This window comes from Clostridium algifaecis (assembly GCF_017874415.1).
GTDB lineage: Bacteria > Bacillota > Clostridia > Clostridiales > Clostridiaceae > Clostridium_B > Clostridium_B algifaecis.
Genome location: NZ_JAGGLM010000014.1, coordinates 14909 through 28493, shown reverse-complemented (window position 1 = coordinate 28493; position 13585 = coordinate 14909). Strand labels below are relative to the sequence as shown.

The following is a 13585-nucleotide window of genomic DNA, read 5'->3' as shown; positions in this document are numbered from 1 at the left end:
TTCTTTTGGAGGTAAAAATGTGAATAAAAAAGTTATTTTTAAAAATAAACGATATACTCATTTGGATATAAAGAAAGATTATTTGAAATATGAGAATTTGATAAAAAAACCAGAATGGATAAAAAATCACGGATTTTACCCTTTTATACATTATAAAATTGTATTTAATAAATATATTTATAATGAAAATATTAATCAGAGGGAAGAAAAGGTAAAGGAAAGAGGCATATTTTATTCTTCGCATATTGATAGGTATATTTATCAATATTATGGTCAACTAGTGAATAGAGAATATAATAAAATATCTATTGAGAAAGGTATTAATAAAGTAGCTACAGCATATAGAGATAATCTTCAAGGAAAATGTAATATACATTTTGCAAAGGAAGCACTTGAATTTATATATAAGTGCAATAATGCATTTGTTTTTGTTGGTGATTTTACTGGGTTTTTTGATAATTTAGATCATGAATATCTTAAAGAAAAATTGAAGCAGGTATTAAAAGTTTCTAAATTGTCAGCAGACCATTATTCAGTTTATAAAAATATAACAAAATATACTTATGTGGAATTATGTGATATTGAAAAAGTAAAAGATAAAACAAGTAAAGAAATGAGGAGTGAACTTAAGTATTTTAATACTGAGGAGTTTAGAAAATTTAAAAAAGAGCACTTAATAAAAAATAAGGAAAATTATGGAATACCACAAGGATCTTCAATTAGTTCTGTATATTCAAATGTTTATATGATTGATTTTGATAAGCAAATAAATGATTATGTAACAAGTAAAAAAGGATTATATAGAAGGTATTGCGATGATTTAATTATAGTTATTCCTATAAAAAATGATGAAGCTAGTAATAAACAATATATAGAGTATATTAATAAAATAGATAAAATTACTAAAGATGTACCTAGATTAGATTTGAATTTAGATAAAACAGAGCAATTTATATATAATTCGAATAAAGATAAGAAACTTATAAATTTAAAGGGAGATAAAAATATACTTAATTATTTGGGCTTTAGCTTTGATGGACAGGTTGTTAAAATTAGAGAAAAAAGTTTGTTTAAATATTATTGTAGAGCATATAAGAAAGTTGAAACAGTTAAAAGATACAAAGGAAAAGTAAGTGAGAATGCAGTAAAGAAAAAACTATATCAATTGTATACTCATTTAGGAGATTATAAATATGGCAAAGGATATGGCAACTTTATAACATATGCTCGAAAATCAGAGGAAATATTTAATCAAAGTAATAATTTGAAAAATGAGATACACAATCAGGTTAAGAGGCATTGGAATAAGATAAATAGAAAATTGAATGAATAATAAAGATATTAGATAAATAAAGCACTTTAAAATACAGATCTACAAAAAGTAGGTCTTATTTTTATCCCAAAAATTAAATCCAGAAAGGAGCACTCCATGAAATCCAAAAAGAAAAAACTTTTAATAAGCTTACTCATATTAGTGAGTGGCATTTTATTTAACCTTTATTTTTCTAGCATTATTCATCAGCTGCTTTCAAAGCAAATGACAATACTAAAAATCCCAAACTTAATAATCTGTATCCATAGCATGGCGGTAAGTAAAAAACACTTACTGCTTTTTTTATGTCTTGATGGGTTTATAGCTTTATTTTCGGTATTCTACTATCTAGCAAACAATAAGCCTTATCAGAGTGATTTAAGGGTAATAACACCTAAAATTTCAACACCAGTACCAGCAGGGCAAAAGCAGTTTGGTTCTGCTGAGTGGCTTACAGAAAAAGAGAAGGATTCAGCTTTTAATAGCTTTATTCTAAATACAAATGACAACGGGATAAAGGTATTAATAGAACAAGGATATGATGATTTAAAAGAAATGAAGAAAGGATGGAATGAAAGAAATGAAAGAGAAGATGAAGGGGAAAAGAAGCAAGAAAAATGCTCAGAGAGGAAAGAACAGTTTACCATGGAAGGAGAAAAAGGAAATATTCAAGGAAAATCCAAAGATGAAACCTCAAAATGTTCAGGTGAATTTACCAAAACTCTTTTATCGCAGGGTGGGATAGTTTTAGGTTGTAAAAAACATAAGGGAAGTGAAAAGGTTTATTTTATAGGAGAAGATGTTCATAGCCTTTGTATTGGAGCTACTCGTTCAGGTAAAACAAGAACTGTAGTACTTGAAAGTATAGGTACAATAGCACTTGCAGGGGAAAGTATGATATTAAGTGATCCTAAGGGAGAATTGTATGCTTATACCTATCCTTTTTTAGAAAGGTTAGGTTATGAAGTTATAGCCATAGATTTCAAAAATCCTGAAAAGAGCAGTAGGTATAATTTCTTGCAGCCTATAATTGATGCAGTAGATAATAATGATGTTGCTAAAGCTATTGATGCAACCTGGGATTTAACCTCACAGCTTGTAGGAGAACCAAAGGGTGAGAGAATATGGACAGATGGTGAAGCTTCTATAATTGCAAGTGCTATTATGAGTGTGGTTTATGACAACAAAGATGGCAATAACAGAAAATATCAGAATATGACTAATGTTTACTACTTTATTAGTGAGATGTGCAAGGCTACTGGTAATACTATGCCAATAATAGAATATGTTAAAAAGCTAAATCCTTCCCATCCTGCTAAAGCTTTACTTGCTATTTCAGAAGTAGCACCAAGTAAAACTAGAGGAAGTTTTTATACAGCAGCTCTTACAACTCTAAGATTATTTACTAATCCTTTAATTAATTCCATGACTAATGTAAGTGACTATAATCCTAAGGAAACAGGCAGTAAAAAGAGAGCTATATTTATAATACTTCCAGATGAAAAAACAACTTACTATACCTTGGCAAGTTTATTTGTATCACAGCATTATATTGAACTTGTAAAAAGTGCAGATGAAAGAGGTGGAAGACTAAAAAACAGAGTAAATTTCTTACTTGATGAATTTGGTAATTTTGCTACAATACCTGATTTCTCTAATAAGCTAACCGTTGGTGGTGGCAGGGGAATCAGGTTTAATTTATTTCTACAGAGTTTTGCACAGCTTGATGATAAGTATGGAAAGGAGGTGGCAAAGACCATAAAAGGCAATTGTGAAAACTGGATTTATCTTCAGGCAGACGATATTGAAACTCTTGAGGAAATATCAAAAAAGCTTGGGAACTACACAGTATCTACTTATTCTTTAAGTGCATCCCAGGCAAAATTTTCTACTCCATCTAGCTCTCAAAGTATTAATTTAACCCATAGAGCACTACTTGCAGCAGATGAAATAAGGCTAATATCAAGACCTTACAGCTTAATTACTTCAAGAAATAACCCTGCAATTATGTATTCACCAGATTTATCAGCTTGGGAGTTTAATAAAATGTTTGGACTTGGAGATAAAGAACATAACAGAAAAGTAAGGGAGTTAAGGCAAAACAGAAGAAAATCAAGAAACATAACTATGTCAGACATGGACTTATGGGGAATTTGGATTTACTATGCGGCAAAGGAGGAAGTGGGATTAATAAAGCAATCAGTAAGAGATAAAGGTATTCAGGCTTCTAAAATTCAATCAGGATATTTTTATGAAGAAAGCGAAAAGAAAGGAGAAATATACAGCGATGAAGATTAAAAATTTATTAAAGAAAGTAAAAGAAAAGGCATGGGCAGTAATTTTAACTTTATATGTTTTATTTATAAGCAGCTATACAGTCTATGCTGATGATACAGTACAAAATAGCAAACTTGTAAAAGGTACAGAAAAACTTATAAATGACATAACAACTTGGCTTATGATATTTGCTCCAGTAGTGGCAGGAGTGCTTATAATATACTTTTTTATAAGACGTAGTGCTGCCGATGATATGGATCAGAAGAAGTGGAACAACAGAATTGTAGTTGCTATAGTTTCTTGCATAGGCGCAGTTATAGCTTCAGCTACATTAAATTTAGTAATTGGATATTACAAATAATTTTTAAAAAAGTGGAGGTATTTATTAATGAGAAATTTAGTATTAATGATGGAATTAAAAGCAATGAGTAAGGTGAATTCAGTAAAAAAAGCTTTAAAGAGTAAAAGCGGTGAGGGCTTTGTTGATACCGCAGTAAAGATTCTAATGTCAGTAGTAATAGGAGCATTAGTTCTTGGTGGATTATATCTATTATTTAAGGACACAGTTCTCCCTACATTAACTCAAAGAATAAAAGATATGTTCAATTTCAAGGGCTAAAAAGTTATAAAAAAAGTAAAAAGAAAATATAAAAAGTGGAGGTATTTATTAATGAGAAATTTAGTATTAATAATGCAATTAAAAGCGATGAATAAGGTGAATTCAGTAAAGGAAGCCTTAAAGAGCAAAAGTGGTGAGGGTTTTGTTGATACCGCAGTAAAGATCCTAATGTCAGTAGTAATAGGAGCACTCGTACTTGGTGGATTGTATCTATTATTTAAAGATACAGTTTTACCAACATTAACTCAAAGAATAAAGGATATGTTTAATTTTAAAGGCTAATAAAACCGTTTAAAGGGCTTGCAAGTTTAAACTTCAAAGCCCTTTAAACTTGGAGGTGATGATGTTGGAGGCATTACTTGTAATGCTAATTGCAGGGATATTAAGTGGCTGCCTTGCATATGTAAATTCTCTTTTAAATGATCTTGTCCCTATAGCTCTTCATTCAGAAAAATATATGGATACTCTAATTGGTACAAATGGATTTACAGAAGTGTTTAATATATTTTTGGCTTTTGGTATATCCCTTATAGTGCTTAAATTTCTAAAGAAAGGCTTTGAGCAGTATGTGCTTTGGACTGAAGGTGATGCAGATGCAGATCCATTAGTATTTCTTACTGGATTTTTTAAAGCCCTGGCAATAGCAGTAAGTTTTCCTACACTATATCTTTGGCTTGCAAAAATAGTTGAAGATTTAACAGATAAGGTAATAAATTTAATAAGTAAGGGAATGACAACAGATTTTTCAGCAGTAATAACAGGAATATCAAGCGCAGGACTATTTACAGCCATAATATCACTGATATTTTTCATATGCTTCTTTCTTTTATACTTACAATTTTTAATGAGAGGTATGGAAATATTAATACTAAGGATAGGACTTCCCTTAGCCTGTGTAGGTATTTTAGATGCAGATAAAGGAGTATTTAGGACCTATATACAAAAGTTTTTTCAATCAACTTTAGCTGTTATGGTCCAGATAGTGCTTGCAAAGATAGGAGTAGCATTAATGCTTAATACTCATGTGTTTTGGGGAATAGCAGCCCTAATGCTTGCCATAAAAACACCAAGATTCCTTCAAGAATTTATTATCGTATCTGGTGGTCAAGGCTCTGGATTAATGGGGAATATATATCAATCTGTAAGACTTGTACAGATAGCGAAAGGAGCTTTTAAGTAATGGATTTAGTAAAAGAAATAGCAGATGCTTTTATGGTATTAATAAGAGCAGGGGCAGTACTTAGAGTAATTTACTGTCTTATTCGTATGGGAGCATCTGAGGAAGAAAGCTCTATGTATAAGAAAAGAGCAAAAAACACAGCGATTTTTTATATAATAGCTGAGTGTATATGGCAAATTAAAGAATTAATAGTGAACTATTATAACTAGATTTTATCTTTAAGGAGTATTTCTATTTTAGAAATAAATGCACTAGGATTAACTTCTAAACTATCACAAATATTAAAAACAACACTAAGAGTAGGCTTTCTTTTTCCTCTTTCTAAAAGACTAATATAGGTTCTGTCTAAATCACATTTATCTGCTAATTCTTCTTGAGAAAGATTTTTTTCAGTTCTATATTCCTTTAAAACAATAGCTAAAGCTTCTTCTAAAAACATTACAATCATCCCTTTCTATATAATTGTCAAAAAAAAGCGACAAGAAGTCCACGGACTATAGTCTACAAATGATAAAATATATGGTATAATATCTCAATATGATATTATTATGGAAAATATGGGGTGAAGGGTATGAAAAATAGTGTAGAATATATAAATAATGAAATAGAAAATTTAAGAATTGTTTTAAATGAAATATGTGTATCTATAGATGATGAAAGTCTTACAGAAGAAATATTAGATTTAAGCAGACAAATGGACAAACTTATAATTGATTATATAGAAGCAAATAAGGTAAATGGTAAAAATGAAATAAAAATGGAGGATTACAATGGAGCAACTTGAAAAAGAAACTTTATATATACCACTAGGTTTAAAAACAAGAACAGAAATTTTTGAAGGTTTTGGGAAAGAAGAGCTTTTAAAATCCATGGGAGCAACCTTTGTTGCAGCATTGATTGATATAGTAGTGTATTTAATCACAAGGAAAACCGCATTTTGTGTGGTGTTTATTTTATCTTCAATTGCAGGTTCAGTTATGATGCTTACAAAGGATAAAACTAATGTTTCAGTAGTGGATCAGATAAAATTCATGGTTAGATTTCATAAATCTCAAAAGGTTTATAGATACAAATATTTAGATGAATGGAATATAAGCACCTAACATTTACTTAATTGAATGAAGGGTGTTTTAATTTTGACTGAAAGAAAGGTGAAAAGTTAGGGATGGATATATTTGTTCTTAAGGGTATCTTGTATGTCTTAATTTTAGCCTATGCAAGTTTTTGGGATATAAAGACTAAAACTATTCCAGATAAGGTTCATATCGTAATAATTATTGTAGCATTAATCAATTTAAACAGTTTAAATTCAATAATAGGACTATTACTTGTACCTATTCCATTTTTTACTACAGCTCTAATAAAAAATGGAGGTATAGGTGGTGGTGATGTTAAGTTTATGGGAGCTAATGGATTTTTTCTTGGATTGAAGGGAGGGCTTGTTGGAAGCTTTTTAGGGCTTATCATTGCTATAACAGTAAATAAAATTTATTACAAAATTAGAAATAAGGATATTAACATATCCTTTCCATTAGCACCTTATCTTTCGGTAGGGTGCTTTTTAACATATTTATTATTTTGAGGAGGAATTTTTCAATGAAAAATTTATTAAAAAACAGAACGGTAATAGGACTTTCAGCTATAGTTTTATCTCTTATTATATGCTTTGGTATAACACCATTATACAATAATGCATTACAGTCAAAGGTCAAAATAGTGAGGATAAGTAAAGATATTCCTAAGGGAGAAATTATAAGCTCTGATAAGATTGAAACCGTTGAAATAGGTGGATATAATCTGCCAAAGAATGTATTAATAGATAAAGATAGTGTTGTAGGTAAATATGCTACAGCAGATTTAAGTAAAGGAGATTATATTTTAAGTAGCAAGATTTCAAATAGTCCTTTAGCAGAAAATAAATATCTATATAGTCTTGATGGTAATAATCAGGCGATATCAATAAGCATAAAAAGCTTTGCTGCAGGGCTTTCAGGAAAACTTCAAACAGGAGATATTATTTCTATAATTGCATCAGATTATGGTGAGATTAGAGAAACTGTTATACCGAAAGAGCTTCAATATGTAAGAGTCCTTGCAGTAACTACCAGCGAAGGAGCAGATAGGGTTTATAATCAAAAACAAACAAATGAAAAAGATAAGGAACAGGAATTACCATCTACTATAACTCTTTTAGTAAATAGAACTCAAGCAAAGTTGCTTGCAGATCTTGAGCAAAAAAGTAAAATCCATGTGTCCTTAATATATAGAGGTTCAGAGGAAAATTCTCGAAAATTCTTAGATGAGCAAAAGAAGCTTATAAATGATAATAAAGATAGTAGTACAGGAAATATGAGTAATACAGATAACTCAGTAAGTCAGGGGGCAAGTACAAATGAACAATAATAAAATAATTGCTCTTTGGGGAAATCCTGATGCAGGAAAAACTACTGTAAGCATTAAACTCGCTAAAGAACTTTCTACAAAAAAGAAAAATGTTATAGTGGTGTTTTGTGATGTGCTTTCACCAAGCATTATGACAATATTACCCTATGCAAAAGAAGAAAATAAATCTTTAGGTAGCATATTATCAGCTCCAGAAATAACTCAGGAAGATATTTTATCAAAATGCATTACCTTAGAAAAAAATCCTTATATAAGTTTTCTGGGATATTCTCAAGGAGAGAATATATTTACTTATGCTTCTTATTCAAAGGAAAGAGCAGTAGATTTTTTAATACTTCTAAGGCATCTTGCAGATTATGTTATTATAGATTGTTCAAGTGTTTTTGCCTATGATACCTTATCAGCAGTAGCACTTGAAATGGCAGATAATGTAGTAAGGCTTTGCAGCAGTGATTTAAAGGCAATATCCTACTTCGCTTCTTATTTGCTACTGCTTGTAGATAGAAGATTTAATGTAGATAAGCATATTAGGGTTTTATCAAAGGTAAAGGAGAAGGAACCAAAGGATCAGATAATAGAAATGTATAGAGGAGTAAGATATGAGCTGCCCTATACAGAAGAAATAGAAAATCAATTTTTATCAGCATCTCTTTTTAACCAGCTAAAGGATAAGAATAGCTTAGAATATGAAAATACTATAAGAGCTTTAAGTAATTATCTAGTAGATGAAAAAGAGAATACTGTAGAAACTAAATCAAAAATAAAAGAGATTTCCTTATTTAAAAAAGCTTTTGGGAAGGGAGGAACTAATTCATGAATAATGCAGCTTTGTTTTTCAATACAGGGAAAAACTTAAAAGAATTCCCAGACATACTACAGGATGTACAGGAACATATTTCAAATAAATATTCAAATCTTATTTCAGATAACCCAAATGAGCAGAAGGAGCAAATAAAATCCTATATTTCAAAATATATTATGGACTATTCCTTAGGGGTAGAGGGATTAAGTTTTGATGAGCTTGTAGAAAAACTTTATACAGAGATGGCAGAGTTTTCATTCTTAACAAAGTATCTATTTAGAAAAGATGTAGAAGAAATCAATATAAATCAGTGGAGAGATATTAAAATAACTTATACTAACGGAGAAATTCTGCCTACAAAAGAGAAATTCAATTCTCCTGAACATGCTATAGATGTAATAAGAAGACTGCTCCATAAGTCGGGAATGATTTTAGATAACTCTCAGCCCATAGTAAGAGGACACTTATCAAATAAAATAAGAATAACTGTATTTGGTACTGGTGTTATAGATGATGATAAAGGAATTTCAGCTTCTATCCGTATTGTAAATCCTCAAAGATTAGCTAAAGAGAACTTTATTAAAAATGGCACAGCTACAGAAGAAATGCTTGATTTTTTAAGTATATGCTTAAGATATGGCATAAGTATGTGTGTAACAGGAGCAACGTCTTCAGGTAAAACTACCTTAATGAGCTGGCTTTTATCTACAATTCCAGATGATAAAAGAATATTTACCATAGAAAATGGAACAAGAGAGTTTGACCTTGTGAAAACAGATGAAGAAGGAAAGGTAATAAACAATATAGTCCATACAGTTACAAGGTATAGTGAAGATAAAAAACAGAATATAGATCAAGAAAAGCTCCTTGAAAGTGCTTTAACTTTTAACCCTGATTATATATGTGTAGCGGAAATGAAAGGAGAAGAATCCTTTGCAGCTCAAGAGGCAGCAAGAACAGGACATGCAGTAATAACTACAACTCATGCAAATTCCTGTGAAGCTACCTATTTTCGTATGATGACCCTTTGTAAAATGAAATATGATATAAATGATGACACCTTATATTCTTTAGTTACAGAAGCTTTTCCAATAGTTTTATTTACTAAAAAACTTGAAGATAATTCAAGAAAGGTAATGGAAATTACAGAGTGTGAAATACTGCCTAATGGTAAAAGGCAAATTCACACTCTTTTTCATTATCATATTAAAGAAAATACGGTAAAAGATGGAAAGGTTAAAATAATAGGTAACTATGACAAAGCAAAGGATATATCAAAGAGTCTTCAAAAAAGGCTTCTTGAAAATGGAATGCCATTAAGTGTACTAGAAAGCTTGCTTTCTAAAAATGTAGTAGAAGAAGGTGAAGAAAAATGACCTTGTTAAAATTAATAGCTTTCTTAGGAATAATTGCAGGGAGTTTTGTATTACTTTCCTTGTCACCCTTTGAATTCTTTGAAGCTATAGCAAATAAATTTAAAGGAAAGAAAAAATCAATTAAAACAAAGGTTAAAGAAGCTACAAATAAGAAAAAGCCACGAGGAATAAAGCTTCTTCTTGAAGAAACTAAAGAAATACTTAGAATAACAGGAAAAACAGAAAAGTTTTATACCCTTTGTTTAGCTTCATTTTTCTTATTTGTAATGGGAGTTATTGTAGCTGTATCTATGAATAACTTCTTTTTAGTTCCAGTGCTCTCTATAGGCTTTTCGCTTGTACCCTTTTGGTATATAAAATTTACAGCAAACTTTTTTAAAAAGCAGTTAAATGCTGAACTTGAAACAGCTCTTTCAGTAATTACCACATCCTATATGCGAAGTGAAAGTATAATAACCGCAGTAGATGAAAATATAACCTATCTAAATCCACCAGTATCAGATGTTTTTAAAGGCTTTTTAACTCAAACAAAGCTTATAAATTCTAATATGAAAATAGCATTAGAAAACCTTAGAAGCAAAATAGATAATAATGTATTCAGAGAATGGGTGGATGCAGTAATAGCTTGCCAAGAGGATAAAAACTTAAAAACCACATTAACACCAATAGTATCAAAGCTTTCAGATATGAGAATAGTAGGAGCAGAGCTGGATTATCTCCTTTATGAACCTATGAAAGAGTTTATAACAATGACTATTCTTTTAATAGGAAATATACCACTTATGTATTTTCTAAACAAGGAATGGTATGAAACTTTGATGTTCACAAGCTTTGGAAAGGCAATACTTGCAGTTTGCATAACTGTCATATTTGTATCATTGGCAGCAGTAATAAAATTAACTAAACCAGTGGAATATAAGAGATAAGACATTGACTAAAGTTATCGTATATGATAACATATAATTAATAAATGCATATATTATAAAGAGGGAGATATAAACGTGGATTGGAAGGTTGAATTCTACCAAAGAGAAAATGGTAACATCCCTGTAATGGAATTTTTATCATCACTCTCACCTAAAATGAGAGCAAAAGCATATAGTGAAATAGAACTTTTAAAGGAGCATGGCATTTATTTAAAAGAACCTTATGTAAAACCCATTAAAGGGGAACAATATAAAGGAATATATGAGTTAAGAATAAAATTAGGATCAGATGCATCAAGAATATTTTATTTCACTTATCAAAGAGACACTTTTGTATTGTTAAATGGATTTCTTAAAAAAACAGATAAAACGCCAAAGCTAGAGCTTGAAAAAGCAAAAAGATATAAAGAAGATTTTGAAAAGAGGTGTGAAGATGAGTAAAGCAAGTGTTGATTTTTCAGTAATTAAAAAAGAACTTATGAAGGATAATGAGTTCAAAGATGAGTATGAAAAACTAAAACCACGCTATGAGCTTATTTCAGAAGTAATAAAAGCAAGAAGAGAACTAAATTTAACTCAAGAAGAATTAGCTTACCGTATAGGAACTCAAAAATCAAATATTAGCAGGCTTGAAAGTGGAAATTATAATCCCTCTTTAGACTTTCTTAGCAAGCTTGCAAAAGGATTAGGAAAAGAAATTCATATTGAATTAAGGTAATGTAAAATAATTGGAACACGCAAGGCAAAAGCTTTGCGTGTTTTTGTGTGAGGTGAAATTAATATATGTTAACAATACTATTTATATTTTCCTGTCTATTTTCCTTTGGAGTATACATGCTGATGGCAGATTTGTTAAAGCTGCCTAGTTTAAAAGCTTCAAAGGCAGTAATAAGCATAAGCAGGAGAGAAAAGAAAAAGACACACAATGTGGAAATATATATATTACAGCTATCAACTAAGCTTTCAAAAATTATAAAGCTTAATGAGTATAAAAAAAGAAAACTTACAGCAATTTTAAAATCCGCAGAAATAAATTTAACTCCAGAAACCTATATTGCAAAAGCTTATGTTAAAGCAGGTTTAGTACTATTTAGTATTATTCCTGCTTTATTTATTTTACCAATAATAACTCCAGTAATCTTATTTTTAGCTATAGCAATATATTTTAAAGAAATTAAGGTGGCTGAGGATAAGGTTAAAAATCAAAGAGAGGAAATAGAATATGAACTTCCAAGATTTACTGCTACTCTAACTCAAGAGCTTAAAGCAAGCAGAGATATACTGTCTATTCTTGAAACTTATAAGCAAAATGCAGGAAAAGCCATGAAAAGAGAACTTGAAATAACTGTTGCAGATATGAAATCAGGAAGCTTTGAGGGAGCACTTACAAGGTTTGAAACAAGACTTGGAAGTTCAACACTTTCAGAGGTCGTAAGAGGGCTTATAAGCGTACTTCGTGGTGATGATGGAGTAGTATATTTTCAGATGTTATCCCATGATTTAAAGCAATTAGAACTTCAAAGACTTAAAACACTAGCAGCAAAACAGCCATCAAAAATAAGAAAATATTCCTTTGCAATGCTTATGTGCTTTGTACTAATGTATCTTGCTGTAATGGGAATTCAAATAATGAAAACCATGGGACAATTGTTCTAGGAGGTATTGCAGTGATTAAACTTTTAAAAGAAAAGAAAGGTGAAGGATATATTGATACTGTAGTTATTATAATTGCAGCTATGATGGTTATTGCTTTTGCAGTAAAAATATTTCCTGTATTTGTGGCAAAAAATCAATTAAATACTTATGCCAATGAAATTATGAGAACTGCAGAAATTTCAGGAGGAGTAGGTATAGAAGTAAGTGCGAAGGTAGAAAGTTTAAAAGATCAAACAGGAATAAGTCCTGCTATATCATGGCAGGCAAATTACATTATTGGAACAAATAGAGTACAGCTAAATGATGAAATTACTGTAACAGTTACTAAAACGGTGGATATAGGGTTCTTTAGTTTTGGCTCTTTTCCTATTGAACTTAAATCTAAAGCTACGGGGAGGAGTGAAGTGTATTGGAAGTAAAAAACATAAGAATGATATTGAAGGAGAAAAAAGGAAATGCTCTTTCTCTTGCTTGTGCAATAGTTTTATCACTGATAATAATATTTAGTGCAGTATCAGAATACATGAGGCTTCAAATTATAGCAAAGGGAGTAAGGGATGCACTTCAAACTTCTGTAATAGCTGTGGCGGCTCAAAATTATGATGATGTATATAATGGGCTACGTGAAGGATATAGTGGAGGCTATAATCTAAACCAAGCTAATTTATGGGAGAGTAAAGTAGATACAGGAGATATATTTACTTATCTTGATAATCTTTTAGGTTTAGAGAAAAATGGTGTATATCACATTAAATTTACGGGAAAAGAGACAGAATATAAGCTTTCAGATCTTAAAATAAATATTATAAATACACCATTAGCACCGTTAAATCCTAATACTTCAAATAAATTTCAAGCTCAAGCTACTATCCATATTGAAGTGCCTTTATCTTTTGGATGGGATAAGCTGCCACCACTACAAATAAACTTAAAGGTCAATGCAGGGTATACTTCTAAGTTCTAAAGTTAATCACATATCCACAGAAGAGGATGTGGGCAACGTGTGAATAAGTGAAAATAAAAAATTAAAAAAC

The 13585-nt window shown here is 30.4% G+C and carries 20 protein-coding genes; 19 read left to right on the top strand and 1 reads right to left on the bottom strand.

What is annotated here, in order from left to right; genetic code table 11:
• The first annotated feature begins 19 nt into the window (after positions 1-19).
• The 7 genes from J2Z42_RS10260 (at position 20) to J2Z42_RS10230 (ending at position 5597) form a co-directional block, all read left to right on the top strand.
• Positions 20-1333 (top strand): reverse transcriptase/maturase family protein, encoded by a 1314-nt coding sequence (locus J2Z42_RS10260; RefSeq protein WP_209702543.1) that lies wholly within the window; start codon positions 20-22, stop codon positions 1331-1333.
• Positions 1334-1429: 96 nt separating this feature from the next.
• Positions 1430-3610, top strand: a complete 2181-nt coding sequence (locus J2Z42_RS10255; protein ID WP_209702542.1) for a VirD4-like conjugal transfer protein, CD1115 family — start codon at positions 1430-1432, stop codon at positions 3608-3610.
• Complete coding sequence (locus J2Z42_RS10250; RefSeq protein ID WP_209702541.1) at positions 3600-3950, top strand: Mbov_0395 family pilin-like conjugal transfer protein; 351 nt, start codon at positions 3600-3602, stop codon at positions 3948-3950. Before J2Z42_RS10255 ends, J2Z42_RS10250 begins: the two co-directional genes overlap by 11 nt.
• 27 nt (positions 3951-3977) lie before the next feature.
• Positions 3978-4208 carry a DUF6133 family protein gene (locus J2Z42_RS10245; protein WP_209702540.1) on the top strand — a complete coding sequence of 77 codons (231 nt, stop codon included), beginning with the start codon at positions 3978-3980 and terminating at the stop codon, positions 4206-4208.
• A gap of 51 nt (positions 4209-4259) precedes the next feature.
• Positions 4260-4490 (top strand): DUF6133 family protein, encoded by a 231-nt coding sequence (locus J2Z42_RS10240; RefSeq protein WP_099716631.1) that lies wholly within the window; start codon positions 4260-4262, stop codon positions 4488-4490.
• A 64-nt stretch (positions 4491-4554) separates the two neighbouring features.
• Positions 4555-5388 carry a conjugal transfer protein TrbL family protein gene (locus J2Z42_RS10235; protein WP_209702539.1) on the top strand — a complete coding sequence of 278 codons (834 nt, stop codon included), beginning with the start codon at positions 4555-4557 and terminating at the stop codon, positions 5386-5388.
• Positions 5388-5597, top strand: coding sequence for a mercury transporter (locus J2Z42_RS10230; protein ID WP_209702538.1), 210 nt, complete (start codon positions 5388-5390; stop codon positions 5595-5597). The genes J2Z42_RS10235 and J2Z42_RS10230 overlap by 1 nt, the downstream gene beginning before the upstream one ends.
• On the opposite strand, the gene J2Z42_RS10225 is transcribed toward J2Z42_RS10230, so the two are convergent.
• The gene (locus tag J2Z42_RS10225; RefSeq protein WP_055668269.1) at positions 5594-5827 is read right to left on the bottom strand and encodes a helix-turn-helix domain-containing protein; all 234 of its coding nucleotides are present in this window, start codon (positions 5825-5827) and stop codon (positions 5594-5596) included. The two genes, J2Z42_RS10230 and J2Z42_RS10225, sit on opposite strands and share 4 nt — an antisense overlap.
• A 132-nt stretch (positions 5828-5959) precedes the next feature.
• On the opposite strand from J2Z42_RS10225, the gene J2Z42_RS10220 reads away from it, so the two are divergent.
• The 12 genes from J2Z42_RS10220 to J2Z42_RS10165 all read left to right on the top strand — a co-directional run bounded on the left by J2Z42_RS10220 (position 5960) and on the right by J2Z42_RS10165 (position 13515).
• Positions 5960-6172 carry an aspartyl-phosphate phosphatase Spo0E family protein gene (locus J2Z42_RS10220; protein WP_055668268.1) on the top strand — a complete coding sequence of 71 codons (213 nt, stop codon included), beginning with the start codon at positions 5960-5962 and terminating at the stop codon, positions 6170-6172.
• Positions 6159-6491, top strand: a complete 333-nt coding sequence (locus tag J2Z42_RS10215) for a hypothetical protein (RefSeq protein WP_209702537.1) — start codon at positions 6159-6161, stop codon at positions 6489-6491. The genes J2Z42_RS10220 and J2Z42_RS10215 overlap by 14 nt, the downstream gene beginning before the upstream one ends.
• Positions 6492-6553: 62 nt before the next feature.
• Positions 6554-6970, top strand: coding sequence for a prepilin peptidase (locus tag J2Z42_RS10210; RefSeq protein WP_209702536.1), 417 nt, complete (start codon positions 6554-6556; stop codon positions 6968-6970).
• 14 nt (positions 6971-6984) lie between these two features.
• Complete coding sequence (gene cpaB, locus J2Z42_RS10205; protein ID WP_209702535.1) at positions 6985-7791, top strand: Flp pilus assembly protein CpaB; 807 nt, start codon at positions 6985-6987, stop codon at positions 7789-7791.
• Positions 7781-8608, top strand: coding sequence for an AAA family ATPase (locus J2Z42_RS10200; protein WP_209702534.1), 828 nt, complete (start codon positions 7781-7783; stop codon positions 8606-8608). The genes cpaB and J2Z42_RS10200 overlap by 11 nt, the downstream gene beginning before the upstream one ends.
• Positions 8605-9969, top strand: coding sequence for a CpaF/VirB11 family protein (locus tag J2Z42_RS10195; RefSeq protein WP_209702533.1), 1365 nt, complete (start codon positions 8605-8607; stop codon positions 9967-9969). Before J2Z42_RS10200 ends, J2Z42_RS10195 begins: the two co-directional genes overlap by 4 nt.
• Positions 9966-10895, top strand: a complete 930-nt coding sequence (locus tag J2Z42_RS10190; protein WP_209702532.1) for a hypothetical protein — start codon at positions 9966-9968, stop codon at positions 10893-10895. Before J2Z42_RS10195 ends, J2Z42_RS10190 begins: the two co-directional genes overlap by 4 nt.
• 75 nt (positions 10896-10970) lie before the next feature.
• The gene (locus J2Z42_RS10185; protein ID WP_055668261.1) at positions 10971-11336 is read left to right on the top strand and encodes a type II toxin-antitoxin system RelE/ParE family toxin; all 366 of its coding nucleotides are present in this window, start codon (positions 10971-10973) and stop codon (positions 11334-11336) included.
• Positions 11329-11613 carry a helix-turn-helix transcriptional regulator gene (locus tag J2Z42_RS10180; RefSeq protein WP_008423823.1) on the top strand — a complete coding sequence of 95 codons (285 nt, stop codon included), beginning with the start codon at positions 11329-11331 and terminating at the stop codon, positions 11611-11613. Before J2Z42_RS10185 ends, J2Z42_RS10180 begins: the two co-directional genes overlap by 8 nt.
• A 65-nt stretch (positions 11614-11678) precedes the next feature.
• A complete protein-coding gene (locus J2Z42_RS10175) occupies positions 11679-12551 on the top strand; it encodes a secretion protein F (protein WP_209702531.1) in 873 nt (290 codons plus the stop codon).
• Positions 12552-12562: 11 nt separating this feature from the next.
• Positions 12563-12970, top strand: a complete 408-nt coding sequence (locus tag J2Z42_RS10170; RefSeq protein WP_209702530.1) for a DUF4320 family protein — start codon at positions 12563-12565, stop codon at positions 12968-12970.
• Positions 12961-13515, top strand: a complete 555-nt coding sequence (locus tag J2Z42_RS10165; RefSeq protein ID WP_209702529.1) for a hypothetical protein — start codon at positions 12961-12963, stop codon at positions 13513-13515. Before J2Z42_RS10170 ends, J2Z42_RS10165 begins: the two co-directional genes overlap by 10 nt.
• Positions 13516-13585: the final 70 nt, after the last annotated feature.

What these genes read in the sequence shown, in the direction of transcription:
- J2Z42_RS10250 (WP_209702541.1), top strand. Translation starts at nt 3,600, where the DNA reads ATGAAGATTAAAAATTTATTAAAGAAAGTAAAAGAAAAGGCATGGGCA.
- J2Z42_RS10210 (WP_209702536.1), top strand. Translation starts at nt 6,554, where the DNA reads ATGGATATATTTGTTCTTAAGGGTATCTTGTATGTCTTAATTTTAGCC.
- J2Z42_RS10220 (WP_055668268.1), top strand. Translation starts at nt 5,960, where the DNA reads ATGAAAAATAGTGTAGAATATATAAATAATGAAATAGAAAATTTAAGA.
- J2Z42_RS10195 (WP_209702533.1), top strand. Translation starts at nt 8,605, where the DNA reads ATGAATAATGCAGCTTTGTTTTTCAATACAGGGAAAAACTTAAAAGAA.
- J2Z42_RS10175 (WP_209702531.1), top strand. Translation starts at nt 11,679, where the DNA reads ATGTTAACAATACTATTTATATTTTCCTGTCTATTTTCCTTTGGAGTA.
- J2Z42_RS10190 (WP_209702532.1), top strand. Translation starts at nt 9,966, where the DNA reads ATGACCTTGTTAAAATTAATAGCTTTCTTAGGAATAATTGCAGGGAGT.
- J2Z42_RS10230 (WP_209702538.1), top strand. Translation starts at nt 5,388, where the DNA reads ATGGATTTAGTAAAAGAAATAGCAGATGCTTTTATGGTATTAATAAGA.
- J2Z42_RS10225 (WP_055668269.1), bottom strand. Translation starts at nt 5,827, where the DNA reads ATGTTTTTAGAAGAAGCTTTAGCTATTGTTTTAAAGGAATATAGAACT.
- J2Z42_RS10255 (WP_209702542.1), top strand. Translation starts at nt 1,430, where the DNA reads ATGAAATCCAAAAAGAAAAAACTTTTAATAAGCTTACTCATATTAGTG.
- J2Z42_RS10240 (WP_099716631.1), top strand. Translation starts at nt 4,260, where the DNA reads ATGAGAAATTTAGTATTAATAATGCAATTAAAAGCGATGAATAAGGTG.
- cpaB (WP_209702535.1), top strand. Translation starts at nt 6,985, where the DNA reads ATGAAAAATTTATTAAAAAACAGAACGGTAATAGGACTTTCAGCTATA.
- J2Z42_RS10245 (WP_209702540.1), top strand. Translation starts at nt 3,978, where the DNA reads ATGAGAAATTTAGTATTAATGATGGAATTAAAAGCAATGAGTAAGGTG.
- J2Z42_RS10180 (WP_008423823.1), top strand. Translation starts at nt 11,329, where the DNA reads ATGAGTAAAGCAAGTGTTGATTTTTCAGTAATTAAAAAAGAACTTATG.
- J2Z42_RS10215 (WP_209702537.1), top strand. Translation starts at nt 6,159, where the DNA reads ATGGAGCAACTTGAAAAAGAAACTTTATATATACCACTAGGTTTAAAA.
- J2Z42_RS10200 (WP_209702534.1), top strand. Translation starts at nt 7,781, where the DNA reads ATGAACAATAATAAAATAATTGCTCTTTGGGGAAATCCTGATGCAGGA.